The organism is Bradyrhizobium sp. SZCCHNR3119 (assembly GCF_032487775.1).
In the GTDB taxonomy this organism is placed as follows: domain Bacteria; phylum Pseudomonadota; class Alphaproteobacteria; order Rhizobiales; family Xanthobacteraceae; genus Bradyrhizobium.
This window is the reverse complement of record NZ_JAUEUV010000001.1, coordinates 2,430,606-2,455,781: the sequence shown is the minus strand read 5'-3', so window position 1 is coordinate 2,455,781 and position 25,176 is coordinate 2,430,606. Positions and strand designations below refer to the sequence as shown.

Below are 25,176 nucleotides of genomic sequence, written 5' to 3'. Positions count from 1 at the left end.
CGCCGTCAACGTTGTCCTCCGAATAGCCGGTCCACCAGCCAGCCGTCGAGGCCTGCCGCGGCCTCGGGCCGCGCTGCCGTGCGCGTCGGCGTGACCGCGCGCCCTCCGCTATAATTGGCTGCCGGCGCTGGTGCTGCCGGAGCCGTCGGCGCCGTGATCTGCGAGGTGATCTGCGCCAAGGTCGGCACCAGGCCCGAACCTTGCGAGTTCGGCAGCGCCGCCACCGGCACACCCTGATGCGCTGACCGCATGAAACGGCTCCAGACCTCCACCGGCAGGCCGCCGCCGGTCGCCTTCTTGGTCGGCGAATTGTCGTCGTTGCCGAGCCAGACCCCGGTGACGAGGCGGGCCGTGTAGCCGATGAACCAGGCGTCGCGGAAATCCTGGCTGGTGCCGGTCTTGCCGGCCGCGACCCAGCCGGGAATCTCGGCCTTGCGCGCGGTGCCGGAGATCAAGGTCTCCTGCATCATCTGGTTCATCATCGCGACATTGCGCGGCTCGATCACCTGGGTCGGCGGATCCGCCTGGCGCAGATAGAGCAGCTTGCCCTCGCGCGTCCTGATCCGGGTCACGACATGCGGCGATACGCTGAGGCCGCCATTGGAAAAGGGCGCGTAGGCACCGACCAGCTCGAGCACCGACACTTCGGATGTGCCGAGCGCGATCGACGGGTTCGGATCGAGCTTGGAGGCGATGCCGAGCCGATGCGCGGTACGCACCACGTTCTTGGGCCCGACCTCGAGGCCGACTCGCACCGCGACCGTATTCAGCGACATCGCCAGCGCCTGTGTCAGCGTCACCGGTCCGAAATATTCGCGGGTGTAGTTCTCCGGCTTCCAGCCCTTCAGCTCCAGCGGCGCGTCCTGGCGGACCGTCTCCGGGGTCAAGCCCTGCTCGATAGCGGTGAGATAGACGAACGGCTTGAACGCCGAGCCGGGCTGGCGCTTGGCGGTGACCGCGCGATTATATTGGCTCTCGGAATAATTCCGGCCGCCGACCATCGCGCGCACCGCACCGTCCGGCGTCATCGCCACCAGGGCGCCCTGGCTGACATTGAACTTCACGCTCTTGGCGGCGAGTTCGTCGATCACGGCGGCTTCGGCTGCCGACTGCAGCTTCGGATCGATGGTGGTCTCGACCACGATGGACTGATCGATCTGGCCGACCAGATCGTCCAGCACCTCGCCGATCCAATCGGCGACGTAGTTGACGGTGCCGGCGCCGGCGGGCTTCACGGTGATCGTGGGATGAGCGATCTGGGCCTTCGCCTGTGCATCGGTAATGAAGCCGGCGTCGGCCATCGCAGCGAGCACGGTCTCGGCGCGTTTCGCCGCGCCTTCCGGGTTGCGGTTCGGCGCCAGTCGCGAGGGCGATTTGACGAGGCCCGCGAGCATCGCCGCTTCGCTGAGCGTGACGTGCCGCGCGGACTTGCCGAAGTAGCGCTGCGCCGCGGCTTCGACGCCATAGGCGCCGGAGCCGAAATAGACGCGATTGAGATAGAGCTCGAGAATCTCGTTCTTGGAGTGCTTGCGCTCCAGCCACAGCGCGAGCTCGGCCTCCTGCAGCTTGCGCTGCAGCGTCCGCTCCTGGGTGAGGAACAGGTTCTTGGCGAGCTGTTGCGTCAGCGTCGAGCCGCCTTGCGAGACGCCGCGATGCAGGACGTTGGCGACCAATGCGCGCGTGATGCCGATCGGGTCGATGCCGAAATGCTGATAGAAGCGCCGGTCCTCGATCGCGATGAAGGCCTTCGGCAGGTAGGGCGGCAGCTCCTTGAGCGCGACATTGGCGCCGGCCATCTCGCCGCGCTGTGCCAGCACGCTGCCGTCGAGACCGACGATCTCGATGGTCGGCGGGCGCTTGGGGATTTCCAGCGACTGGATCGGCGGCAGATGCGCGCCGGCCCACACCACGACCCCGACCAGCGCGATCACGCCCCAGAGGCCGCAGACCAGCGCCCAATAGAACATCCGCCCGACCGAGAAACCGACACGCGATTTGCTCATGCGTTTGTTGCCCTTGGCAGGACGCGGCTTGGTCTCGCGCGGCGGCGGCTCGTCGTCAGCGTCGTCGATGACCGGCTTGCGCTTCGCTGCGGGTTTCTTCGGCGGATCCTCAGCCGTGGGAATGCGATCCTTGGAGTCGAGACGCAGATCGTGCATGGCCGCCGCGAGGCCGAATAGCGGCTCCTTACGCCCGCCGCTCTTCTTTCGTCCCGCCATACGCAATTGTGCCCGCAACCTGGTCCGATCACGCTAATCGCTGGAGTTTAAAGGCCGGTTAGCAAGAGGTTAACGCCCAATTAGGTGTTTCACGACGTGCACGCGCTGTTATGGTTAAGGCAAAGTTAACGAGAGGAAACGCGCATGGGATACATCGATCCGACCAAGGAGGTTTTTGCCGAATTTCGTGCGCGCGACCGCGCAGGTCCGATCCACATGCTGAACCTGGTGCGGCTGCGCAAGGAGGCGGCCTATCCTGACGGCCGCAAGGCGAGCGGCGCGGAAGCCTATGCCGCCTATGGCCGCGAGAGCGGGCCGGTGTTCAAGCGGCTCGGCGGTCGCATCGTCTGGCAAGGCAAGTTCGAACTGATGCTGATCGGGCCGCGCGAGGAATATTGGGATCATTGCTTCATTGCCGAGTATCCCTCCGTCGCCGCCTTCGTCGAGATGATCCGCGATCCCGTCTATCGCGAGGCCGTGAAGCATCGCCAGGCTGCGGTGGAGGACTCGCGCCTGATCCGTCATGCCGTGCTGCCGATCGGCGAGAATTTCGGCGAGATTCCGGAGTAATGCAGGCAGCTGACGATCCGACGCTCGCGCCAAATCCTCAGTCGTCATCCCCGCGAAAGCGGGGATCCATAACCACACGCCGTTGTTGTTGCGAACGATGGTCCGGCAACTCGCCGACAACGGACGTCTCTGGAATATGGGTCCCGGCTTCCGCCTTCGCTCTGCCAGCTGCGGCGGACAGGCAAGGCCGGGATGGCAGTGGTGGGTGAGGCGGGAGCTCATCATCGACTTCGATCGTCCAACAGTCGGGCGACGCACATCCGCATCCCCGCGGCGCATTGCGTCCGGGCTTTGTTGCGTAATCGCCCCCTTTACTAACAGAGAGGGCACAGGGAAGGCCGGGCATCGACTGATACCCGCGGCCCCCGTGCGTGAAGAAGTGCACGGGGCAGGAACCACAGGCTCAGCCGGATCGCTCCGGCCTTCCCTGCGCGAGTGGTTTACGGCTTATACGCGCTCTCCCCGGGGACCGGCGTTCTTGCCCCCGTCATCCGTGCGCTCGTCGAGCGACGCGAACTTGGCCTCAGCACCGGGAGGCCAGGACCACACGATTTCACCGTCCGCGATACATCGTTCGTCCGTGAACTGACAAGTTCACTGCGACATGTCGCGTCCATCGCATCTGCGGCCCAACGCTCGTGACGATCGCGTAGCGCCCCTCTCATCGGGCCGAGACGCGAAGAATCTGCCGGTGATTTGCCCGACACGACAAGCGCACACGGCTGCGGCAAAGTAACACGACGGGCAATTTGCGCATGACGCGTATGCTGGGCGCGCCGTGCCCGCTAGCTCTGCTTCAGCGTTCGATCACCCAGCGCGTCACCGCCTGGTGGTAGTTCAGATAGCCGGGCACCGTCTTGTAGGTCTTGAGATATTTGAAGCCGGCTTTCTGCAGCGTGCGGTTCGGGCCGACATTGTAGGCGTTCGGCTCGCAGAACAGCTGCTTGAGACTGAACGTGCGGAAATAGATGTCGACGCTGCGGCGAACGCATTCGGCGCCGATGCCTTGTTGCCGCAGCTCAGGCTCGGTGACATGCAGGTGCATGTTGGCGCGGCTGCCGTATACAATCTTGTCACAGCTGGAGAAGCCGATCGGCTTGCCGTCGCGCCGCCACAGGACCAGAAGGCTTGCGCGCTCGGGGAGCGGCTGCGCATAGAGCTCCTTGAAGCGGCCGGCCCAAACGGCCCGGCTCGGCAGCCGGGTCGGATCGACGCCCATCAGCTCCAGATGTTCTGGCGTGGAAGAGTGGAAGTAGTCGATGACGATGCCGATCTCGTCGAGCGTCATCTCTCGGACGTCGAGGTTCATTGCTTTTGACTCCGGTCGCGGACTCTTTCATCGTTCATTGTGCCGTCATTGCGAGCGATAGCGAAGCAATCCAGATCTCGAGGTCGGCTCTGGATTGCTTCGTCGCCTCCGGCTCCTCGCAATGACGTGTCCAGTTTGAGCTGTCGGGTTGGCGAAGCGAAGCGCGTCCACCGGGATCATCCTTGAAAGCGGTGGGCGCGGCGCTTTGCGCCTTTGCCCACCCTACAACTCGCTCAATCCGTCATCACCCGCGAAAGCGGGGGATCCAGTATTTCGAGACGGCGGATGATGAAGGAGAGGTCTCGGCGTGCTGGATCGCCCGGTCGAGCCGGGCGATGACGGCTGGAATAGCAGGCTTGCCCTCACACCGGCCGCTCGCCCTTGATGGTGACGCGCGTGCCTGAACGCGTGTGCGGCCAGTAGTCCCACATCGCGCGGTGCTGGGTGCAGCGGTTGTCCCAGAATGCGATCGCGTTCTCGGTCCAACGGAAGCGGCACTGGAACAGCGGGTTCTCCGCGTGCTGGTAGAGATAGGCGAGAATGGCATCGCTCTCGTCGCGGGGAATGCCGATGATGTGGCGGGTGAAACCGCGGTTGACGTAGAGCGCCTTCTTGCCGGTCACCGGATGGGTGCGCACGATCGGATGCTCCGCGCTCGGATAGGCCGGCCGGTCGGCGACGCCGTAGTTGGCGTAGAGCCCCCGATAGACGCTCTCGCCGTCATGGAAGGCGGTCAGCCCGTCGAGATAGGATTTCATGCGCTCCGACAGCGCCTCATAGGCGGCGTACATCGAGGCGAACAGCGTGTCGCCGCCTGCGGGCGGGCATTGCCGGATGTGGAGGATCGAGCCCATCGGCGGCTCGACGTCGCAGGACACGTCGGAGTGCCAGCCCTCGCCATTGGCGCGCGGTGAATCCTTGTCGGCGTAGATGCGCATCAGGGCCGGATCGCTGCCGTCATGCGGCGCTGCCGGATGGATATGCAGCTCGCCGAATTTGCGGCCAAAGGCGAGATGTTGTTCAGGCGTGATGTGCTGATCGCGGAAGAAGATGACGAGGTGCTCGGCGAGCGCGCGATGGATCTCGTCCATCTGGCGGTTGTTGTACGAGCCGTCGGAGACCAGCTGGCCAATATCAATGCCTGAAATCTCTGCGCCGATGATCGGCGTCAGCTTGTCGACGGAGATGGTCTCATAGGGGGCAGTCTCGTCCGCAGCATGTTTGTAGCGCGGCCCCTGCAGGCTTGCGAGCGAGCTCATCCGCGTTCTCCCTCGATCGTGGATTGAGGGCATGGTAGCGCGGGGAAAAGGGAGTGCAATGGCGCTGCAGTCAACGCCGTCGTCCCGGCCTTGAGACGGGACCCATAGCCACCGCAGGTTCTGGTTGCGCGAGATGGAATGGCAGACCGGCCGATCACGACGGCTGCGGAGTCTGGGTCCCCGCGTTCGCGGGGACGACACCGATATTTGAGCGACGCTACCGATATTGGAGCGGCTACTCCGCCGCCGTCACCGTCTCCGGCTGCTTGGCGCCGTTGCCGTAGCGCTGGTCGATATAGTCGATCACCAGGGCCTTGAAGTCGGCGGCGATGGTCGGGCCGCGCAAGGTGCGGAATTTCTTGCCGTCGACGAACACCGGAGCGGCCGGCGCTTCGCCGGTGCCGGGCAGCGAGATGCCGATATTGGCGTGCTTGGATTCGCCGGGGCCGTTGACGATGCAGCCCATCACCGCGACGTTGAGTTCTTCCACGCCGGGATATTTGCTCTTCCAGGCCGGCATCTCGTCGCGGATGAAATCCTGGATCGAGCGCGCCAGCTCCTGGAACACGGTCGAGGTGGTGCGGCCGCAGCCGGGGCAGGCCGCCACCAGCGGCACGAAGGTGCGGAAGCCCATGGTCTGCAGCAGCTCCTGCGCGACCTGCACTTCGAGGGTGCGGTCGCCGCCGGGCTCCGGCGTCAGCGAGATGCGGATGGTGTCGCCGATGCCCTGCTGCAGGAGGATGCCGAGCGCGGCCGAGGAGGCGACGATGCCCTTGGAGCCCATGCCGGCCTCGGTGAGGCCGAGATGGATGGCGTAATCCGAACGCGCGGCGAGATCCTGGTAGACCGCGATCAGGTCCTGCACGGCCGAGACCTTGGCCGACAGGATGATGCGGTTCTTCGGCATGCCGAGCTCCTGCGCCCGCGCGGCGGAGAGCAAGGCCGACTGCACCATGGCCTCGCGCGTCACCGCGCGGGTGTCGCGCGGGGCGGCGGACGCCGCATTCTCGTCCATCAGCTTGGAGAGCAGCTCCTGGTCGAGCGAGCCCCAATTGGCGCCGATGCGGACCGGCTTGTCGTTCTTGTTGGCGATCTCGATGATCGAGGAGAACTGGGTGTCGCGCTTGTCCTTGAAGCCGACATTGCCGGGATTGATGCGGTATTTGGCCAGCGCTTCGGCGCAGGCCGGATATTCGGTCAGCAGTTTGTGGCCGATGTAATGGAAGTCGCCGATCAAGGGCGTGGTGATGCCGCGCTTGTCCAGGGCCTCGCGGATGTGCGGGACGGCGGCGGCGGCCTCCTCGCGGTCCACGGTGATGCGGACCATCTCGGACCCGGCGCGCGCCAGCGCTGCGACCTGGGCCACCGTGCTCTCGACATCGGCAGTGTCGGTGTTGGTCATCGACTGCACCACGATCGGCGCGCCGCCGCCGACGGCGACGTTGCCGACCATGACTTGGGTGGTCTGGTGCCGGGGAGCGGGGCCGGCGATGTCGTTCTGAGGCAGAATTTCGGGCTTGTTCATGAGGCCTCGGATATCAGGTTTTGGTGACATTCAGCAATGGATCAGTCGGCGCCGCAGCGACGCGATTGGGCCGGTTGACCAGAAAAAGCCCTGCAATCACAAGCAGGGCGGCGGCGCCAAAAGCCAGCGTCAGGGCGTCATGCAGGATGAAATAGCTGGCGACGACCCCGAATAAAGGGGTGATGAAGGTAAATGCCGACAATTTGCTGGCGGAATAGGTCTTCACCAGCGCAAACCACAGGGTGAAGGTGGTTCCGACCACCCAGATCGACTGGTAGGCCATCAAGGACAGCACGAAGGCGCTAGGAACCTGCGCCATCCGCTCGCCCGAGAGTAGAGCCGCCGCTCCCAGGATCGGGATCGACATCGTCACCTGGTATGCCAGCGCCTTCTCGGGCGGGGCCAAGCGCAGCCTGGTGCCCTTGGCCAGCACGGTAGTCGCGCCCCACAAGAGCCCGCCGCCCACCACCATGAGATCGCCGAGCAGCACGCTGCGGTCGACATTGGCCTGCGGAATGCCGATCGCCAGCGCCACCCCGGCGAAGCTGAGCGCAAGGCCCATCCATTGGGTCGTGCCGAGGCGTTCACCGAGGAAGCGGTAGGAGCCGAGCGCGACGAAGAAGGGCGCGGTGTAGAGGAACACCACCGCGCGCGAGGCCGAGGTCAGCAGCAGGCCGCCATAGATCAGGACGAACTCGATGCCGAACATGGTGCCGGCGACGAGACCTGCGATCAGCGTGCCGTCGCGCTCGAACATCCTGACCCCGCGCACCCATGCAAACAGCAGCAGCACCGGCAAGGCGCCGGCCGAGCGCAAGGTCGCCTGCAGCATCGGCGGAATCTCCGGCAGCGCCAGCTTCACCGCGATCTGATTGAAGGCCCAGGACAGGCAGAGCACGACGATGACGGCAATGGCACCCGGACCCAGTGGCCGGGCCGCCGACGAAAGTTGCTTCGAGGACATTTTGCTCCCGCTTAGACGTTCTTCTTCTTGTTCTTGGTCTTCTCGTTGGTCCGGCCGCTATCCACGTCACGCCACCTGCTGGCAATGCGCGCAGATGCCGGTGATCTCCACGACCGAGAGCTTTGGCGCGAAGCCGGAGGCTGAGGCGGCAGTCTTCAGGCTCTCGGCGATCGGCGCCGCCGGGACCTCGCCGACCGCGCCGCAGTGCTCGCAGATCAGGAAGGCGACCAGCGCGGCGTTGTCGTGATCCTGCGCGCAAGCGAGATAGGCATTGCGGCTTTCGATCCGGTGCACGAGCCCGTTGGCCATCAGGAACTCGAGCGCCCGATAGATCGTGATCGGTGCCGGACGGGCCGCCGCCTTGGCGAGTTCCTCGATGATCTCGTAAGCCCCGAGCGGCCGATGGCTTGCGAGCAGCGCCTGCAGCACCTGGCGGCGGAGCGGGGTGAATTTCTGGCTACGCTGCGCGCAGACGCGCTCGGCATGATCGAGCGCATCCGCGGCACAGCGGCCGTGATCATGGTCGGGCGCGGGGAAGGTGGGTTTGGCGAGCGTCATCGGCGTCAATCTAGCATCTTCCGGCCGCGGCGGACAAAGCTCGCCGCAGACGAGCCATGCAAGCCATTCGCATGAGCTTGCGCAACTTGGCCATGGAAAATTCATAAGCTTGCTTATAATATTCGAAGCTTATTGGAGCCAAGCTTGGCTTCATTCCCAAAGTTCCCGATTGGACGGATATGGCCCGCGATCCCGTGGACGTGAACTTCCTGTTTACCCTGGGCGAGCTGCAGCGCCTGGTGCGCGTCTATGCCGACAAGGAGGCGGCGCGTTTCGGCATGACCCGCGCGCAATGGGCGGTGCTGGCCAGGGTCGAGCGCAACGAGGGCATGAAGCAGTCGGAACTGGCCGAGCAGATGGAGATGCAGCCGATCACGCTGACGCGGCTGATCGACAAGCTGGCCGATGCCGGTTTGATCGAACGCCGCGGCGACGACAGCGACCGCCGCGTCAACCGGCTCTATCTGAAGAAGGCGGCTCGCCCATTGCTGGCCGAGCTCGCCGAGCTCAAAGCGGAACTGACCGCGACGGCCCTGGCGGGCTTCGGCCCGGCCGATGCGCAACGGCTGATGACCCAACTCGAAGCCATCAAAGAAAATGTGAGAAACGCCCTGCAGTCGCTGTGCGACGAGCAGCGAAAGGAGCAGCATTATGGCTGAACCCGCCTTGAAAATTGCCGCCGAACAGAAGGCCAGCCCCGACCGCACGGCCGCCGCCGCGGCGGCGCCGAAAGGCGGCCTGGTCAGGCGTTATCGCCGCACAGTGCTGCTCGTGGTGTTGCCGATCCTCGCCGCGATCGGCGGCGTTGCCCTCTACCTGCAAGGCGGCCGTTACGTCACCACCGACGACGCCTATGTCGGCGCGCAGAAGGTGCTGATCACGCCCGACATCTCCGGCAAGATCGTCAAGATCGTCGTCAAGGAAGGGCAGCAGGTCAAAAAGGGCGACGAGCTGTTCGAGATGGACCCCGAGCCCTATCGGCTCGCGGTCGACCAGGCCAAGGCCGCCTTGGAGCAGGCTCGCACCACGCACGACAACCTGGTCGCCAACATCAAGATCTATCAGCAGATGGCCGACCTGATGCAGCAGACCATTGATCTGAAGCAGAAGGATGTCGATCGCAAATCGACCCTGGCCAGGAGCAGCTTCGGCTCGCAGCTCGATCTCGACAATGCATCGTCGGCCCTGGTCACGGCACGGGCGGAATACGCCTTCGTCCTGCAGCAAATGTCCAGCGCCAAGACCCAGCTACTGGGCAATGTCGATCTCCCGATCGCGGAATTTCCGCCCTACTATCAGGCCGAGGCCGCACTCGGCATCGCCCAGCGCAATCTCGACCACACCGTGATGCGGGCGCCGATCGACGGCATCGCGACCCAGGTCGACCAGATCCAACTCGGCCGCTTCCTGCCCGCCGGCACGCCGGTGTTCTCGGTGATCGATGTCGCCAATCCCTGGGTCGATGCCAATCCGAAGGAAAGCGATTTCACCCATGTCGCGGTCGGCCAGCCGGTCGAGCTCGACGTCGATGCCTTCCCGAACCACGCCTTCAAGGGCTATATCGGCTCGCTGTCGCCCGGCACCGGGGCGCAATTCGCGATCCTGCCGCCGCAGAACGCGACCGGCAATTTCGTCAAGGTCGTGCAGCGCGTGCCCGTGCGGATCTACTTCGACAAGAACGACAAGTATGTCGCGAAGCTGAAGGCCGGCATGAGCGTCAACGTCTCGATCGATACCGGCCATCAGCGTTCGCTGGCGGCGCTGTTCGGCACGGCGCATGCCTCGGAGCAGGAGGAGTAGGCGATGAACGCGCCTGCGCCTTCACCCTCCGCGGTCCCCGGCTTCCGCCGCAACATGGTGACGATCTGCGCCATGACGGCGACGATCATGCAGGCGCTCGACACCACGATCGCCAACGTGGCGCTGCCCTATATGCAAGGCACGCTGTCGGCCTCGCAGGACCAGATCAACTGGGTGCTGACCTCCTACATCGTGGCGGCGGCGATCATGACCGCGCCGGTCGGCTGGATCGCCAACCGTTTCGGCCGCAAGCGCACCTTCATTGTCTGCTCGGCCGGCTTCACCGTCGCGTCCGTGCTGTGCGGGCTGGCGCAGGACATCAACCAGATGGTGCTGTTCCGCCTGCTGCAGGGCGTGTTCGGCGCCTCGCTGGTGCCGCTGTCGCAGGCCGTGCTGCTCGATTCCTACGCGCTGCACGAGCGGGCGAAGGCGATGTCGATCTGGGGCATGGGCGTCATGATGGGCCCGATCATGGGCCCCTCGCTCGGCGCCTGGCTGACCGAGACCTATTCCTGGCACTGGGTGTTCTTCGTCAACCTGCCGTTCGGCCTCGTCACCGTGCTCGGGCTGATGGCGTTCATGGACGAGACCCGGCCGAATACCGAGCTGACCTTCGACTGGTTCGGCTTCTTTGCGCTCGCGGTCGGCATCGGCTCGCTGCAGATCGCGCTCGACCGCGGCGAGGATCAAGGCTGGCTCGAATCGAACGAGATCATCGCCGAGTTCATCGTCGCCGCCATCGGCTTCTATTACTTCCTGGCGCATTCGCTGACCACGAGGCGGCCGTTCATCCAGTTCGCTCTGTTCAAGGACAAGAATTTCGTCGGCGGCTGCGTGTTCATGACCGTGATGGGGCTGGTGCTGTTCTCCACCATGGCGCTGTCATCGCCGTACCTGCAGAACGTGATCGGCTATCCCATCATCACTGCCGGCGTGCTGCTTGCAAGCCGCGGCTGCGGCACCTTCGTCGCCATGATGATCGTGGGCCGGCTGCTCCGCTACATCGAGGCGCGCACCCTCATCGTGGTGGGGCTTGGGCTCACCGCGCTGTCGCTGTTCCAGATGACGGCGTGGACCGACCAGACCGGCGTTCCCGAGATCATCACCATCAGCATCATGCAGGGCTTCGGCTTCGGGCTGGTCTTCGTGCCGCTGTCGACGGTGGCGTTCATGACCCTGCCGGGGCAATTGCGCACCGACGGCACCTCGATGCTGACGCTGGTGCGCAACGTCGCGAGCTCGATCGGCATCTCGATCGCGATCGCCCAGCTCACGGAAGGCACCCGCCGCAATCACGCGATCCTCGTCGTGCACATCAACCCGTTCAACCAGGCCCTGCAGATGCCGAACGTCGCCAGAATGATCGATCTTTCGACCGATGCCGGCCGGGCGATGGCGGACGCGATGGTCACCGTGCAGGCGCAGATCCTCGCCTTCTCGCATGACTACCAGCTGGTGATGGTGTTCATCCTGGCCTCGATCCCGCTCGCGATCATGATCGGCTCGACCCGGACGGCGCTGCGCGCCCAGGCCGCGCCGGCGGATCATGCGGTGATGGAATAGGAGCTGCCCGGCGGTAGCGAAAAGGTGACTGAAACGTGATGGCTTTTCGACCAAACATCGTCACGTTTCGGGCTATGCAAGACCAAGCCGGCGGCTCCGCGTATGAGTTGCGCGCGGAGGCAACATCTCATGGACGCCCCGCCATGATGTGCCGGATGGGGGCGGCGGTTCCTCCAGCGCCGCCCCCAGTCCGGCGGGCTTCTCCGGCAATTACTTGATCGGTGCGCGCGGCAGCGCCGTCTCGCCGGCTTCCATCCGATAGAGGTGATCGAGCGAATACCAGGGCGCGACCACATCGCGCGCGGTCGGGTGCGGCTCGTCGTGGCGGATGAAATCGCCGAGCAGCGCTTTCGTCACGCCGAACTGGACGTCGCTGTCGATATGCGGATCGCTGGGGTCGTAGACCTGCGAGATCAGGACCTTGAAGCCCTGCTTGACGATCAGCGCATGCAGATGCGCGGGACGATAGGGATGGCGCCCCTGTGCCGCGAGCAGGCGGCCGACCACGCCGTCGGTCGGGATCGGATAGCCCACCATCATCACCGAGCGAAACCAGAAGCGGCCGTCGGCATCGGTGGTGAACTTGCCGCGCAGGTTCATGTCGGCCTGCTCGGGATCCTGGTTCTCATAGAGGCCGACCGGCGAGGCGTGCCAGACATCGACTTCGGCGCCTGCTACCGGCGCGCCGTCCGGATCGACCACGCGGCCCCTGACGAACAGTGACGGGCCGGGCGTTTCCGAGCGCACGATCGAACCGCCGTTCTCGACGCGGGGTGAATTCAAGCGCCAGAACGGGCCGAGCAGGGACTGCGAGGTCTCGGTGTTGCCGTTGTCGCCATTGTTCAAAAGGCACACCAGCGAGGAGACGCCGAGCGAGCCGGCCATCAGCACCACCTCGTTGTGGGTGTCGTTGGTGCGCTGGCCGAGCTCGGCGATGATGGCGGCGGCCTCGCGGAATTCTGCCTCGGTCAACCGAACGTCGCGAATGAATCCATGCAGGTGCGTGATCAGCGATAGCATGATCTCGCGCAGCCGCGGATTTGTCGTTCGCTCCATCACGGCCAGCACCGCCGGCGTGACGTCCTGCTCGCGGGAGATGGTCATGGCTGTCCCTCCGTCATTCCGGGGCGACGCGTCAGCGTCGAGCCCGGAATCTCGATGTTGTTGGACTCATCTCCATATTCCGGGTTCAGCCCTGCGGGCTGCCCCGGAATGACGAAGCGCAGGACGCATCCTCAATTCAGCTTCTCGATCGCCAGCGCCACGCCCTGGCCGACGCCAACGCACATGGTGGCGAGCGCGCGCTTGCCGCCGCGCTTTTCCAGGCCATGTGCGGCGGTGAGGGCGAGCCGTGCGCCGCTCATGCCGAGCGGATGCCCCAGCGCGATCGCGCCGCCATGCGGATTGACGAAATCGGCATCGTCGGCGACGCCGAGCTGGCGCAGGCAGGCGATGCCCTGGCTCGCGAAGGCCTCGTTCAATTCGATCAGGTCGAAATCGGTGATCTTGAGACCGAGCCGCTCCATCAACTTGCGCGTGGCCGGCACCGGTCCGATGCCCATGATGCGCGGCGGCACCGCGGCCGACGCCAGCCCCAGCACTTTCGCCCGCGGCGTCAGGCCGTGCTTCTTCACGGCGGCTTCGGAGGCGAGGATCATCGCGGCGGCGCCGTCGTTGACGCCGGAGGCATTGCCTGCCGTCACCGTGCCGGGATTGCGCACGATCGGCCTCAGCTTGGCGAGGCCCTCGAGCGTGGTTTCGGGACGCGGATGCTCGTCCTTGTCGACGATGACGGGGCCGGCCTTGCCGCCGGGCACCGTGACCGGCGTGATCTCCTCCGCGAAGTAACCCGCGGCGATCGCCTTGCCGGCGCGCTGCTGTGAGCGGATCGCGAACGCATCCTGGTCGGCGCGCGAGACCTGGAATTCCTCGGCGACATTCTCGCCGGTCTCGGGCATCGAATCGACGCCATATTGCTGCTTCATCAGCGGATTGATGAAGCGCCAGCCGATGGTGGTGTCGAAGATCTCGGCCGAGCGCGAGAAGGCTTCCGCCGCCTTGCCCATCACGAAGGGGGCGCGCGTCATCGATTCAACGCCGCCGGCAATGGCAAGATCGATCTCGCCGGCGCGGATCGCGCGGCCCGCGGCACCGACCGCGTCGAGCCCCGAGGCGCAGAGCCGGTTGAGCGTCTGGCCCGGAACTGAATCGGGCAGGCCTGCAAGCAGCAGCGCCATGCGCGCCACGTTGCGGTTGTCCTCGCCGGCCTGGTTGGCGCAGCCGAAGAACACTTCATCGACCGCGGACCAGTCGAGATTCGGATGCTTCGCGATCAGCGCCTTGATCGGCGTGGCGGCGAGGTCGTCGGTGCGCACCTTGGCGAGCGTTCCGCCGAAGCGGCCGATCGGCGTCCGCACCGCATCGCAAATATAGACGTCTCGCATCGCTCTCTCCCTGGATTTTCGGATGTTCTGATCGGATGTTGATGGCGGTTTTAGGAGTGCGCCGCAGGCAGGTCAAATGACGGCGACGCGGGGTGGTATGCGGGAGACTGAAGTATGGTCGCTCTCTCGTCGTGATCGGTGCGCCCCTCCCCCGCTTGCGGGGGAGGGTTGGGGTGGGGGCAAACCCCACGGCAGGTGCAAACGGAAGCACTTCGCCCACCCGCATCGCATCTTCGATGCGATGCGACCTCCCCCGCAAGCGGGAGAGGCAGAGTTCAGCTTGCACCGGGCGTGGAAAACCGGGACAGCGGCCGCAAAGCGGTAGGAGCGTGCCGGCAATTTGGGTAATTTCCGCGCCATGACGATCCAGCAGCCCATCTCCGCGCCTGACATGCCCGACACGACGCCCGCGCAAGATGCGCCGGCCAAGCTCACGCCGATGATGGAGCAATATCTGGAGATCAAGGCGGCCCATCCGGGACTCTTGCTGTTCTACCGGATGGGCGATTTCTACGAACTGTTCTTCGAGGACGCCGAAGTCGCCTCGAAGGCGCTCGGCATCGTCCTGACCAAGCGCGGCAAGCACCAGGGCGTCGACATCCCGATGTGCGGCGTGCCGGTCGAACGCTCGGAAGATTATCTGCACCGGCTGATCGCGCAAGGCATCCGGGTCGCAGTCTGCGAGCAGATGGAAGATCCGGCGGCGGCGCGCGCCCGCGGCAACAAGAGCGTGGTCAAGCGCGGCGTGGTTCGCGTCGTGACGCCGGGCACGTTGACCGAAGACAACCTGCTCGATGCACGTGCCAACAACTACCTGCTCGCGATTGCACGCGCCCGCGGCTCCTCCGGCGGCGATCGCCTCGGGCTCGCCTGGATCGACATCTCGACCTCCGAATTCGTGGTCGCCGAATGCGCGTTCGCCGAACTCGCTGCGACGCTCGCCCGCATCAATCCGAACGAGGTGATCGTCAGCGATGCGCTCTATTCGGACCATGCATTCGAGCCGATCCTGCGCGAACTCGCCGCGGTCACGCCATTGACGCGCGACGTGTTCGACGGCGCCACCGCGGAGCGGCGGCTGTGCGATTACTTCGCCGTCGCCACCATGGACGGGCTCGCCGCGCTGTCGCGGCTGGAAGCGACCGCAGCGGCCGCTGCTGTCACCTATGTCGATCGCACCCAGGTGGGCAAGCGTCCGCCGCTGTCGCCGCCCTCGCGCGAGGCGACCGGCAGCACGATGGCGATCGATCCGGCCACCCGCGCCAATCTGGAATTGACGCGCACGCTCGGCGGCGAACGCCGCGGCTCGCTGCTCGACGCGATCGACTGCACCGTCACCTCGGCCGGCTCGCGACTGTTGGCGCAGCGGCTGGCGGCGCCGCTGACCGATGATCGGCAGATCGCGCGGCGCCTCGATGCGGTCGCGGCGTTCGTGGCCGACAGCCCCGCCCGCGAGGACATCAGGAGCATCCTGCGCGGCGCCCCCGACATGTCGCGCGCGCTGGCGCGGCTCTCGGTCGGCCGCGGCGGCCCGCGCGACCTCGCTGCGATCCGCGATGGCATTCTCGCCGCGGATCAGGCCCTGGCGCGCCTGTCCGAACTCGACCAGCCTCCGCAGGAGATCGCTTCGGTGATGGCGGCGCTCGGCCGGCCGTCGCGTGAGCTGGCGGCCGAATTTGCCCGCGCGCTCGATGAGCAGCTGCCGCTGATCAAGCGCGATGGCGGCTTCGTCCGCGCCGCCTACGAGCCGGCGCTCGACGAAGCGCGCAATCTGCGCGACGCCTCGCGGCTCGTCGTCGCCTCGATGCAGGCGCGCTATGCCGACCAGACCGGCGTGAAGGCTTTGAAGATCCGGCACAACAACGTGCTCGGCTATTTCGTCGAGGTCACCGCCCAGCATGGTGACAAGCTGATGGCCGCGCCGTTGAACGCGACCTTCATTCATCGCCAGACATTGGCGGGCCAAGTGCGCTTCACGACCTCGGAGCTCGGCGAGATCGAAGCCAAGATCGCCAATGCCGGTGAGCGCGCGCTCAACCTCGAGCTTGAGATCTTCGACCGGCTCTGTGCTGTCGCGCTCGCCGCCGGCGACGATCTGCGCGCCGCCGCGCACGGCTTTGCCATGCTCGACGTCGCGACGTCGCTGGCCAAGCTCGCGGTCGATGACAATTATGTGCGGCCCGACGTCGATGGTTCGCTCGGCTTTGCCATCGAAGGCGGCCGGCATCCGGTGGTCGAGCAGGCATTGAAGCGCGACGGCCAGCCCTTCATCGCCAATTCCTGCGACCTGTCGCCGACGCCGGGCCATCACAGCGGTCAGCTCTGGCTGCTCACCGGTCCGAACATGGCCGGCAAATCCACCTTCCTGCGCCAGAATGCGCTGATCGCGCTGCTGGCGCAGATCGGTTCGTTCGTGCCGGCCTCGCGCGCCCGCATCGGCATCGTCGACCGGCTGTTCTCGCGGGTCGGCGCCGCCGATGATCTGGCGCGCGGGCGGTCCACCTTCATGGTCGAGATGGTGGAGACCGCCGTCATCCTCAACCAGGCCGGCGAGCGGGCGCTGGTGATTTTGGATGAGATCGGACGCGGCACCGCGACCTTCGACGGACTCTCGATCGCCTGGGCCGCGATCGAACATCTGCACGAGACCAATCGCTGCCGCACGCTGTTCGCCACGCATTACCACGAGCTGACGGCGCTCTCCGCCAAGCTGCCGCGGCTGTTCAACGCCACGGTGCGGGTCAAGGAATGGCAGGGCAACGTGGTGTTCCTGCACGAGGTGCTGCCGGGCTCGGCCGACCGCTCCTACGGCATCCAAGTGGCCAAGCTCGCCGGCCTTCCGCCAGCGGTGATCAACCGCGCCAAATCCGTGTTGGCGAAGTTAGAGGCGCAAGACCGCGGCCAGAGTGCGCGTGCTCTGGTCGATGACCTGCCGCTGTTCGCGGTGCCGTCGCGCGCGGCCGTGGAGCCTGCGATGTCGAAGGAGGCGGAAGAGCTGATCGGCGCGGTGAAGGCGCTGAATCCGGACGAGATGACGCCGCGCGAGGCCATGGACGCGCTCTACGCGCTGAAGGCGAAGCTCGGAAAATCGTAGTCACTGTCATTGCGAGGCGCATTTGCGCCGAAGCAATCCAGCAACGGACTATCCCCGATTGGCCTCTGGATTGCTTCGCTTCGCTCGCAATGACGGCGGAGAGACTTTCTTTCTCCCACACACCACAGTGCCGTAGGGTGGGCAAAGGCGCGAAGCGTCGTGCCCACCACCTCCATCGCAGGATGCGCGTCGGTGGGCACGCTTCGCTTTGCCCACCCTACGAACCGACGCCGTCATTGCGAGGCGCATTTGCGCCGAAGCAATCCAGTAACGGACTATCCCCGATCGGCTCCTGGATTGCTTCGCTTCGCTCGCAATGACAGCGGAGAAGCCCTTCGCCGCCCGATCCACCACAGGCCGAGATTCCATCCCACGCAGGTCGCGAGCGCGAGGCTCAGGCCGGCCGGCGCGCCGAGATGCAGGACGCCCAGATGCAGCACCGCGACCGCGATGCCGAAGCCGATCAGGCCGTAGGCGCCGTTGGCAATCACGGCCGCAGTCGCGGGGCCGCCGATGCGCGGCTGCAGGATCAGCATCATCGAGGTGAAGACGATCGGAAACAGCGCGAGGATGCCTGACACACTTGGACCAGCCCAGCCCGAGACCGATGTAACCGTAGCGACAAGCGCGGCGACCAGCGAGGCGCGCAGCGGCACGTCGTACCAGCGGCGGGTGATCAGCGGCATCTTGGCGTGACGGTAGCGCTCAAGCAGCGGCAGGCAGATCGCGAACGTCACGGCGTTTGCGATCAGGCCGCCGAGCAGCGACCACTGCACGCTGCGGACCAGCGCTGCGAGGAAGAGCCAGACCGCCACCGCGCAAGCCGTGCTGATGACCACACCGCGGCGCTGGGCCAGCACCGCGTAGATCAGGCTGAGAAAGATGGTGGCGGCATTGACCGGCAGGCTGGTGAGCGCGCCTTGCGCGATGAAGGCGGCGTCATGATCGAGCGCGAGGAAGACGTAGGTGGGGCCGGCCGAGATCGGCAAGGTCGCCACCAGCGCGCCGATCACGGGCCCGGTGCGCTCGGCGATCATCGAAGCCGACACCACGAAGGCGGCTGCGATGACCATGCGCAGGCCGAGGAGGAGGATGAAGGAAAGGTCGGGGGACATCAGCTCATTCGGTGCGGGCAGTAGTCTCCCTCCCCCGCTTGCGGGGGAGGGCTGGGGTGGGGGATGGCCCGAGCCGAAACATTCGCGCCGTGTGGAGAGACTTCCCCCACCCGCCTCGCATCTTCGATGCAAGGCGACCTCCCCCGCAGGCGGGGGAGGCGCAGACCGAGCGAGCATTGCCCGCTGCAATCATCCGCGGCATGGCAAAGCGAGATCACACCCGCTTCAGGCTCACCGAGACTTTCGGTCCGTTCTTGATGGTCTGATAGACCACGCAATAGCGTTCGGTCAGCTTGAGCAGCAGATCGAGCTTGTCTTGCGGCGCATCGGTATCGACCTCGAAGCGCAGGCGAATCTCCTGGAAGCCGACCGGCGCCTCCTTGTCGACGCCCAGCGTGCCGCGGAAATCGAGATCGCCCTCGGCGATCACCTGTCCACTCTTGAGCGGCACCTCGATCGCGGTGGCGACCGATTTCAGCGTCACGCCGGCGCAGGCGACCAGCGCCTCCAGCAGCATGTCGCCGGAGCAGAGCTCGAGCCCGGAGCCGCCCGTTCCCGGATGCAGGCCGGCCACCGCCAATGCACGTCCGGTCTCGACCTTGCAGGTCAACCCCTCATCGCCGACCGAGCCCTTGGCCTTCAGCGTGATGATGGCAGCGGCGGGATCCGACTTGTAGCGTTCCTTGATCGGCGCCTGCAGCGCGCGCAGCTCGGCAGCATCCATCGTCGCTCTCTCCCGGATTTCTTACGGTTGAGGTGTACCGGGACCGGCCGCCGATGTCACCACCACATCGCCGCGCTGGCGTCACGGCTGTTCTGCCGGTCGGGCATCGTTCGATCGAGCGAGCGGTCGAGGCTCGCCAGCACATGGCGCTTGAACTGGTCGAACAGCGGCGCATTGCGGTCGCGCGGTCGCGACAGATTGATCGTGATCTCCTCGAACAGCCGTCCCGGATGCGGCCGCATCACCAGCACGCGGTTCGCCAGCACCACCGCCTCTTCGACGTCGTGGGTGACCAGCACGAGAGTCGGGCGCGTATCCGCCCACAGGTCGAGCAGGTGATCCTGCAGGTCCTTGCGGGTGAAGGCGTCGAGCGCGGAGAACGGCTCGTCGAGCAGCAGCACTTCGGGCTGCGGCACCAGCGCCCGCGCAATCGCCGCCCGCTGGGCCTGGCCGCCGGAGAGTTCGCGCGGCCACGCTCTGGCCTTGTCGGCAAGGCCGACCCGCGCGAGCGCCCGCGCCACGCGCTCGCGGCGCGCGGCAGGCGGCAGCTCGGACAGGCCGAAGCCGATATTGTCGGCGACGGACAGCCACGGCAGCAGCCGCGGCTCCTGAAAGACGATGCCGATCTTGGGGTGCGGCGCGGCGATCGCCTCGCCATCGAGCGTGACCGTGCCGCGGCTGGCCGGATCGAGGCCGGCGATGGCGCGGAGCAGCGTGGACTTGCCGCAGCCGGAGCCGCCGATAATGGCGACGATCTCGCCGAGATTGATCTCGGCCGAGAATCGTTCCAGCGCGTGGACGCCGTTCGGATAGACCTTGCCGAGGGATTGCAGCGACAGCATCAGTTTGCTCCGCCATGACGCGCGAAATTGTCCTGCCAGCGCAACAGCGGCGCGGTCGCCAGCTCGAGCAGCCAGTCGGTAGTCTTGCCGATGATGGCGAAGATGACGATCGCAGCCACGATCTGCGCGGGCTTGCCGAGCTGCTGGCCGTCGATCAGGAGATAGCCGAGCCCCTCGGAGGCGCCCATGAACTCGGCGGCGACCACGAACATCCAGCCCAGCCCCAGTCCGACCCGCAGCGCCACGACATAGGCGGGCAGCACGGCTGGCAGCAAGACGCGGCGGATCATCGAGAGGCCCGACAGGCGGAAGATGCGGCCGACCTCGACGATCTTGCGATCGACCGAGAGGATCGCGCCCATCAGGCCGAGATAGACCGGGAAGAAGACGCCGACCGCGATCAGCGCCACTTTCGAGGTCTCGAAAATGCCGAGCCAGAGGATGAACAGCGGCACCCAGGCGATCGACGGGATCGCGCGCAATGCCTGAACGGTGGGATCGATCAGCCGCCGCGCCAATCCCCAATAGCCGCAGATGCCTCCCATCACCGTGCCGGCGGCGACGCCGAGGCCGAAGCCGAGCCCGACGCGCGCGAGGGTGGCCGTGATGTGGCGCATCAGCTCGCCAGAACGTGCAAGCTCGATGAGCGTGGTGATGATGCGGGACGGCGGCGGCACCAGCCGTCCGGTGGACCAGCCGAGCCAAACGATGAGCTCCCAGCCGGCGGCGAGCGCGACTGGGAGCAGGAGGCCTTGCAGCGGCCGCGCGAGACGCGAGAGCCGCGGCGCGGCTTGCGTGGGCATTGCTTGTTCGATTGGCGCGGCGGCCTGCAATTCGGCGGTCATGGACATCCGTAAGAAGGGCCTCAAGCAAATTACAAAATGATGGCCGCGCTACAAACTCGGTGTCGTCCCGGCCTTGAGTCGGGACCCATACGCCGCGGCGTTTGTTGCGAGACGAGATGTCGCTCCGGCGTGCCTCGCAACAAGCATTCGGGAGTATGGGTCCCGGATCGGCGCCCGCCAACGCTGGCGCGTTGTCGGGCTTGTCCGGGACGACACCGATTTTGTTGTCTCAGTTGGTCGGCAGCGGCACCTGATCGTCGATCAGCGCATCCAGCGATGCCTTCACATCCACCTTGGCATCGATCACGCCGGCCTGTTGCAGCGCCTGGCCCGCGGCCAGGATCGACTCGCGCTGGGGTGCGCCGATGCGGCTATGGGTCAGTTCGGTGCGCTCCTTGAGCTGTTTGTCGACCACCGGTTCCGGCAGCCGGGTGACGGCGATGAAGGTCTTCTTCAGATCGTCATAGTTGACGAGCGCATCCTTGCGCGCCTCTTCATAGGTGGCGAGCACGCGGCGGACGATGTCGGGATAATCCTTCAGGAACTGCTCGCGCACATTGAGGATGCCCCAGGTGTTGGCGCCCGCGTTGCGGTAGAACAGCCTGGCGCCGTCTTCGACCTCGGCCTGCGCCATCATCGGATCGAGCCCGGCCCAGGCATCGACGTCGCCACGGAGCAGGGCCGTCTTGCCGTCGGCGTGCTGCAGCAGAACGGGCGTGATGTCTTTCTCGGACAGTCCCGCGCCGAGCAGCGCGCGCACCAGGAAGATGTGCGGGTCGGTGCCGCGCGTCACCGCGACGCGCTTGCCCTTCAGATCCGCAACGCTGGCGATCTTGGTGTCCTTGGTCGTGACCAGCGCGGTCCACTCGGGGCGCGAATAGACATAGATCGACTGGATCGGGTTGCCGTTGATCCTGGCGACCAGCGCGGCCGAGCCCGCGGTCGAGCCGAAATCGAGCGAGCCGGCATTGAGGAATTCGAGCGCCTTGTTCGAGCCCGCCGATTGCACCCAGACGATGCCGATGCCGTCCTTGGCGAACTCCTTTTCGAGCAGGCCCTTCTGCTTCAGGACCAGCGACACCGGATTGTAGGTTGCCCAGTCGATCCGGATTTCCTTGAGCGGCTCGGCCGCCGAGGCGATGCCGCCGCACAAGAACACCGCTGCCATGGCGGCGAAAGCCCGCCTCGATACTCCGCCCATCCCCGTTCCTCCCTGCTCATTAAAATACTCTCTTATTTCAATGAGTTAGATGGCGCGTCAACGAGAATTACCTTTCCCCAGCGGAGCTATTCCCAGCACGAACATCATGCGCCGATGGCGCGCGACAGCATGGATCGTTTGTTGCATAGAATGTGTCGTGACAGCACAGGCTGTGTTCGATATCCGGATGGTTCATGGACAGCATCGCGACAGATCACAAACTCAAGGCCGATCCGGATTTCGATAGCGCCACCATCGCTGCGGCGGTCGAGGCGCTCGCCGCGCAGCATTCCGGCCGCGAGGATATGTTCCGCTCGGCGGTGGCGCAGCTCCTCAAGGCCGAGCTGGTCAAGGCGCGTGCGGCCGCCCAGGCGCAGTTGCTGAAGGATCGTCATGGCCGGCGCTGCGCCGAGCGGCTCTGCTTCGTGCAGGACGAGATCATCCGCATCCTCTATGCCGCCGCCACCGGGCACCTCTACCGTTCGGACGTGCCGAGCGGCGCCGAGCGCATGGCCGTGGTGGCGACCGGCGGCTACGGCCGCGGCCTGATGGCGCCGGAGTCGGACATCGACCTGCTGTTTATCCTTCCCTACAAGCAGACCGCCTGGGGCGAGCAGGTCGCCGAAGCCATCCTCTATTGCCTCTGGGACATGGGGTTGAAGGTCGGCCATGCGACGCGCTCGGTCGACGAATCGATCCGCCAGGCGCGTGGCGACATGACCATCCGCACCGCGATCCTGGAGACGCGTTATCTCGCCGGCGACCGTCCGCTCTATGACGAACTCGTCGAGCGCTTCGACAAGGAGGTCGTGCAGGGCACCGCGGCCGAATTCGTCACCGCAAAACTGGCCGAGCGCGAGGAACGTCATCGCCGCGCCGGCCAGTCGCGCTACCTGGTCGAGCCCAACGTCAAGGACGGCAAGGGCGCCTTGCGCGACCTGCACACGCTGTTCTGGATCGCCAAATATGTCTACCGGGTGCGCGAGACCGGCGAGCTGCTGGAGCGCGGCGTGTTCGACGCGCACGAATTCCGCACCTTCCGCCGCTGCGCCGACTTCCTGTGGTCGGTCCGCTGCAACCTGCATTTCCTGAGCGGCCGGGCCGAGGAGCGGCTCTCCTTCGACCTGCAGCGCGAGATCGCCGTGCGGCTCGGCTACACCAGCCATCCCGGCATGCAGGACGTCGAGCGCTTCATGAAGCACTACTTCCTGGTGGCCAAGGAGGTCGGCAATCTCACCGCGATCCTGTGCGCCAAGCTGGAGGATCAGCAGGCCAAGCCGGCACCGGTGTTGAGCCGGGTGATCTCGCGGCTGACGACCGGCTCGACCTGGCGGCGCGTGCCGGAGAGCGACGATTTCATCGTCGACAACAACCGCATCAATCTCGCCGCTCCCGATGTTTTCAAGCACGATCCGGTCAACCTGATCCGCATCTTCCGTCTCGCGCAGAAGAACAACCTTGCCTTCCATCCGGATGCGATGCGCGCGGTGACGCGCTCGCTCAGCCTGATCGACACAGGCCAGCGCGAAAATCCGGAAGCCAACCGGCTATTCATGGAGATCCTGACTTCCAACGACGCCGAAGTGGTGCTGCGGCGGATGAACGAGACCGGCGTGCTCGGCCACTTCATCCGCTCTTTCGGCCGGATCGTCTCGATGATGCAGTTCAACATGTATCATCACTACACGGTCGACGAGCACCTGATCCGCTGTATCGGCTTCCTGCAGGAGATCGAGCGCGGCGGCAGCGACGAGTTCGCGCTCGCCTCCGATCTCATGCGCAAGATCCGGCCCGAGCACCGGTCGGTGCTCTACATCGCCGTGCTGCTGCACGACATCGCCAAGGGCCGGCCCGAGGATCACTCGATCGCCGGCGCCAAGGTGGCGCGGCGGCTGTGCCCGCGGCTCGGCTTCAGCAATGCCGATACCGAGCTCGTGGCGTGGCTGATCGAGGAGCACCTGACGATGTCCACGGTCGCGCAGTCGCGCGACCTCTCGGACCGCCGCACCATCGAGAACTTCGCCGCCGTGGTGCAGTCGGTCGAGCAGATGAAGCTCCTGACCATCCTGACCACCGCCGACATCCGCGGCGTCGGTCCGGGCGTCTGGAACGGCTGGAAGGCGCAGCTCCTGCGCACGCTCTATTACGAGACCGAGCCGGTGCTGACCGGCGGTTTCTCGGAGGTGAACCGCGCCAAGCGGATCGCCGCGGCGCAGGCCGAATTCCGCGCCGGCTTCACCGACTGGCCGGAGGCCGAGCTCAACGGCTATATCGCCCGCCACTATCCGGCCTATTGGCTCAAGGTCGAGCTGCCGCGCAAGATCCGCCACGCGCGTTTCGTGCGCGCGAGCGAAGAGGCCGGCCACAAGCTTGCGATCAATGTCGGCTTCGATCCGGCGCGCGGCGTCACGGAACTGACGATCTTCGCGATGGACCATCCCTGGCTGCTGTCGATCATCGCTGGCGCCTGTGCCTCGGCCGGCGCGAACATCGTCGACGCGCAGATCTACACCACGACCGACGGGCGCGCGCTCGACACCATCGCGATCTCCCGGGAATATGAGCGCGACGAGGACGAGGCGAGGCGCGCCACGCGGATCGGCGAGATGATCGAGCAGGTGCTGGAAGGCAAGCTGAAGCTGCCGGAAGCGGTGGCGCGGCGTGCGACCCGCGGCAAGCAGCACAAGGCATTCTCGGTCGAGCCGGAGGTGACCATCAACAATCAGTGGTCGGAGCTCTACACCGTGATCGAGGTCTCCGGTCTCGATCGTCCCGGACTGCTGTACGAGCTGACCACCGCGATCTCCAAGCTCAACCTCAACATCACCTCCGCTCACGTCGCGACCTTCGGCGAGCGCGCCCGCGACGTGTTCTATGTCACGGACCTGTTGGGCGCCCAGATCACCGCGCCGACCCGGCAGGCCGCGATCAAGAGCGCGCTCTTGCATCTGCTGTCGAGCGACGTAAGCGCCGCGCAGCCGGCGGCTTGAAGCGCACGTCTCGATTTTATCCGCTCGTCATTGCGAGCGCAGCGACTTGTCCGCCATAGCCCGAAGGGCGACGGCGGAAGCAATCCAGGGCGGCGCCGGAAGTCTGGATTGCTTCGTCGCTTCGCTCCTCGCAATGACGCTGTTTGTTTGTCAT

Annotated in this window: 19 protein-coding genes; 6 read left to right on the top strand and 13 right to left on the bottom strand. The window is 65.7% G+C overall.

Annotated features, from left to right (window positions below):
* Positions 1 to 5 precede the first annotated feature (5 nt).
* Positions 6 to 2,219 carry a penicillin-binding protein 1A gene (locus tag QX034_RS11495; protein ID WP_315743468.1) on the bottom strand — a complete coding sequence of 738 codons (2,214 nt, stop codon included), beginning with the start codon at positions 2,217 to 2,219 and terminating at the stop codon, positions 6 to 8.
* Between the two features lie 144 nt (positions 2,220 to 2,363).
* Between QX034_RS11495 and QX034_RS11490 the strand changes: the two genes are divergently transcribed.
* Complete coding sequence (locus tag QX034_RS11490; RefSeq protein WP_315761697.1) at positions 2,364 to 2,789, top strand: DUF1330 domain-containing protein; 426 nt, start codon at positions 2,364 to 2,366, stop codon at positions 2,787 to 2,789.
* A 796-nt stretch (positions 2,790 to 3,585) separates the two neighbouring features.
* On the opposite strand, the gene QX034_RS11485 is transcribed toward QX034_RS11490, so the two are convergent.
* The 5 genes from QX034_RS11485 to QX034_RS11465 form a co-directional block, all read right to left on the bottom strand.
* A complete protein-coding gene (locus tag QX034_RS11485; protein ID WP_315702463.1) occupies positions 3,586 to 4,098 on the bottom strand; it encodes a GNAT family protein in 513 nt (170 codons plus the stop codon).
* Positions 4,099 to 4,460: 362 nt separating this feature from the next.
* Entirely contained in the window at positions 4,461 to 5,357 is an 897-nt protein-coding gene (locus QX034_RS11480; protein WP_315761699.1) for a TauD/TfdA dioxygenase family protein, read from the bottom strand.
* Positions 5,358 to 5,592: 235 nt separating this feature from the next.
* Positions 5,593 to 6,882, bottom strand: a complete 1,290-nt coding sequence (gene ispG / locus QX034_RS11475; protein ID WP_315702465.1) for a flavodoxin-dependent (E)-4-hydroxy-3-methylbut-2-enyl-diphosphate synthase — start codon at positions 6,880 to 6,882, stop codon at positions 5,593 to 5,595.
* 13 nt (positions 6,883 to 6,895) lie between these two features.
* Positions 6,896 to 7,846: a DMT family transporter gene (locus QX034_RS11470; protein WP_315702466.1), complete on the bottom strand. Its 951-nt coding sequence runs from the start codon at positions 7,844 to 7,846 to the stop codon at positions 6,896 to 6,898.
* Positions 7,847 to 7,912: 66 nt separating this feature from the next.
* A complete protein-coding gene (locus QX034_RS11465; protein WP_315702467.1) occupies positions 7,913 to 8,404 on the bottom strand; it encodes a Fur family transcriptional regulator in 492 nt (163 codons plus the stop codon).
* Between the two features lie 179 nt (positions 8,405 to 8,583).
* On the opposite strand from QX034_RS11465, the gene QX034_RS11460 reads away from it, so the two are divergent.
* From QX034_RS11460 to QX034_RS11450, 3 genes are read left to right on the top strand one after another with little or no spacing between them, the layout of a single operon-like run.
* The gene (locus QX034_RS11460) at positions 8,584 to 9,063 is read left to right on the top strand and encodes a MarR family transcriptional regulator (protein WP_315702468.1); all 480 of its coding nucleotides are present in this window, start codon (positions 8,584 to 8,586) and stop codon (positions 9,061 to 9,063) included.
* Positions 9,056 to 10,204: an HlyD family secretion protein gene (locus QX034_RS11455; protein ID WP_315769348.1), complete on the top strand. Its 1,149-nt coding sequence runs from the start codon at positions 9,056 to 9,058 to the stop codon at positions 10,202 to 10,204. Before QX034_RS11460 ends, QX034_RS11455 begins: the two co-directional genes overlap by 8 nt.
* 3 nt (positions 10,205 to 10,207) lie before the next feature.
* Complete coding sequence (locus QX034_RS11450; protein WP_316195390.1) at positions 10,208 to 11,767, top strand: DHA2 family efflux MFS transporter permease subunit; 1,560 nt, start codon at positions 10,208 to 10,210, stop codon at positions 11,765 to 11,767.
* A 210-nt stretch (positions 11,768 to 11,977) separates the two neighbouring features.
* On the opposite strand, the gene QX034_RS11445 is transcribed toward QX034_RS11450, so the two are convergent.
* Both QX034_RS11445 and pcaF read right to left on the bottom strand, forming a co-directional pair.
* Positions 11,978 to 12,871: a dioxygenase gene (locus QX034_RS11445; protein ID WP_315702471.1), complete on the bottom strand. Its 894-nt coding sequence runs from the start codon at positions 12,869 to 12,871 to the stop codon at positions 11,978 to 11,980.
* A 131-nt stretch (positions 12,872 to 13,002) separates the two neighbouring features.
* On the bottom strand, positions 13,003 to 14,211 hold the full coding sequence (gene pcaF, locus QX034_RS11440; RefSeq protein ID WP_315769347.1) for a 3-oxoadipyl-CoA thiolase: 1,209 nt from the start codon (positions 14,209 to 14,211) through the stop codon (positions 13,003 to 13,005).
* Between the two features lie 358 nt (positions 14,212 to 14,569).
* On the opposite strand from pcaF, the gene mutS reads away from it, so the two are divergent.
* Positions 14,570 to 17,305, top strand: a complete 2,736-nt coding sequence (gene mutS / locus QX034_RS11435) for a DNA mismatch repair protein MutS (protein ID WP_315744531.1) — start codon at positions 14,570 to 14,572, stop codon at positions 17,303 to 17,305.
* 275 nt (positions 17,306 to 17,580) lie between these two features.
* On the opposite strand, the gene QX034_RS11430 is transcribed toward mutS, so the two are convergent.
* The 5 genes from QX034_RS11430 to QX034_RS11410 all read right to left on the bottom strand — a co-directional run bounded on the left by QX034_RS11430 (position 17,581) and on the right by QX034_RS11410 (position 22,032).
* Complete coding sequence (locus QX034_RS11430) at positions 17,581 to 18,420, bottom strand: hypothetical protein (protein WP_315747564.1); 840 nt, start codon at positions 18,418 to 18,420, stop codon at positions 17,581 to 17,583.
* A 214-nt stretch (positions 18,421 to 18,634) separates the two neighbouring features.
* The gene (locus QX034_RS11425) at positions 18,635 to 19,144 is read right to left on the bottom strand and encodes an OsmC family protein (RefSeq protein ID WP_315702475.1); all 510 of its coding nucleotides are present in this window, start codon (positions 19,142 to 19,144) and stop codon (positions 18,635 to 18,637) included.
* Positions 19,145 to 19,200: 56 nt separating this feature from the next.
* The gene (locus tag QX034_RS11420; RefSeq protein ID WP_316195387.1) at positions 19,201 to 19,986 is read right to left on the bottom strand and encodes an ABC transporter ATP-binding protein; all 786 of its coding nucleotides are present in this window, start codon (positions 19,984 to 19,986) and stop codon (positions 19,201 to 19,203) included.
* Positions 19,986 to 20,837: an ABC transporter permease gene (locus QX034_RS11415; RefSeq protein ID WP_315744536.1), complete on the bottom strand. Its 852-nt coding sequence runs from the start codon at positions 20,835 to 20,837 to the stop codon at positions 19,986 to 19,988. Before QX034_RS11415 ends, QX034_RS11420 begins: the two co-directional genes overlap by 1 nt.
* A gap of 223 nt (positions 20,838 to 21,060) precedes the next feature.
* Complete coding sequence (locus QX034_RS11410) at positions 21,061 to 22,032, bottom strand: aliphatic sulfonate ABC transporter substrate-binding protein (RefSeq protein WP_316195385.1); 972 nt, start codon at positions 22,030 to 22,032, stop codon at positions 21,061 to 21,063.
* Between the two features lie 194 nt (positions 22,033 to 22,226).
* Between QX034_RS11410 and QX034_RS11405 the strand changes: the two genes are divergently transcribed.
* A complete protein-coding gene (locus tag QX034_RS11405; protein WP_315702479.1) occupies positions 22,227 to 25,022 on the top strand; it encodes a [protein-PII] uridylyltransferase in 2,796 nt (931 codons plus the stop codon).
* Positions 25,023 to 25,176 lie beyond the last annotated feature (154 nt).

Bases quoted from the DNA above. Each gene is read 5' to 3' on its own strand.
- QX034_RS11410 (WP_316195385.1), bottom strand. From the start codon at position 22,032: ATGGGCGGAGTATCGAGGCGGGCTTTCGCCGCCATGGCAGCGGTGTTC.
- QX034_RS11420 (WP_316195387.1), bottom strand. From the start codon at position 19,986: ATGCTGTCGCTGCAATCCCTCGGCAAGGTCTATCCGAACGGCGTCCAC.
- QX034_RS11485 (WP_315702463.1), bottom strand. From the start codon at position 4,098: ATGAACCTCGACGTCCGAGAGATGACGCTCGACGAGATCGGCATCGTC.
- QX034_RS11450 (WP_316195390.1), top strand. From the start codon at position 10,208: ATGAACGCGCCTGCGCCTTCACCCTCCGCGGTCCCCGGCTTCCGCCGC.
- QX034_RS11490 (WP_315761697.1), top strand. From the start codon at position 2,364: ATGGGATACATCGATCCGACCAAGGAGGTTTTTGCCGAATTTCGTGCG.
- QX034_RS11425 (WP_315702475.1), bottom strand. From the start codon at position 19,144: ATGGATGCTGCCGAGCTGCGCGCGCTGCAGGCGCCGATCAAGGAACGC.
- QX034_RS11460 (WP_315702468.1), top strand. From the start codon at position 8,584: ATGGCCCGCGATCCCGTGGACGTGAACTTCCTGTTTACCCTGGGCGAG.
- QX034_RS11465 (WP_315702467.1), bottom strand. From the start codon at position 8,404: ATGACGCTCGCCAAACCCACCTTCCCCGCGCCCGACCATGATCACGGC.
- ispG (WP_315702465.1), bottom strand. From the start codon at position 6,882: ATGAACAAGCCCGAAATTCTGCCTCAGAACGACATCGCCGGCCCCGCT.
- mutS (WP_315744531.1), top strand. From the start codon at position 14,570: ATGACGATCCAGCAGCCCATCTCCGCGCCTGACATGCCCGACACGACG.
- pcaF (WP_315769347.1), bottom strand. From the start codon at position 14,211: ATGCGAGACGTCTATATTTGCGATGCGGTGCGGACGCCGATCGGCCGC.
- QX034_RS11405 (WP_315702479.1), top strand. From the start codon at position 22,227: ATGGACAGCATCGCGACAGATCACAAACTCAAGGCCGATCCGGATTTC.
- QX034_RS11445 (WP_315702471.1), bottom strand. From the start codon at position 12,871: ATGACCATCTCCCGCGAGCAGGACGTCACGCCGGCGGTGCTGGCCGTG.
- QX034_RS11470 (WP_315702466.1), bottom strand. From the start codon at position 7,846: ATGTCCTCGAAGCAACTTTCGTCGGCGGCCCGGCCACTGGGTCCGGGT.
- QX034_RS11495 (WP_315743468.1), bottom strand. From the start codon at position 2,219: ATGGCGGGACGAAAGAAGAGCGGCGGGCGTAAGGAGCCGCTATTCGGC.
- QX034_RS11415 (WP_315744536.1), bottom strand. From the start codon at position 20,837: ATGTCCATGACCGCCGAATTGCAGGCCGCCGCGCCAATCGAACAAGCA.
- QX034_RS11430 (WP_315747564.1), bottom strand. From the start codon at position 18,420: ATGTCCCCCGACCTTTCCTTCATCCTCCTCCTCGGCCTGCGCATGGTC.
- QX034_RS11480 (WP_315761699.1), bottom strand. From the start codon at position 5,357: ATGAGCTCGCTCGCAAGCCTGCAGGGGCCGCGCTACAAACATGCTGCG.
- QX034_RS11455 (WP_315769348.1), top strand. From the start codon at position 9,056: ATGGCTGAACCCGCCTTGAAAATTGCCGCCGAACAGAAGGCCAGCCCC.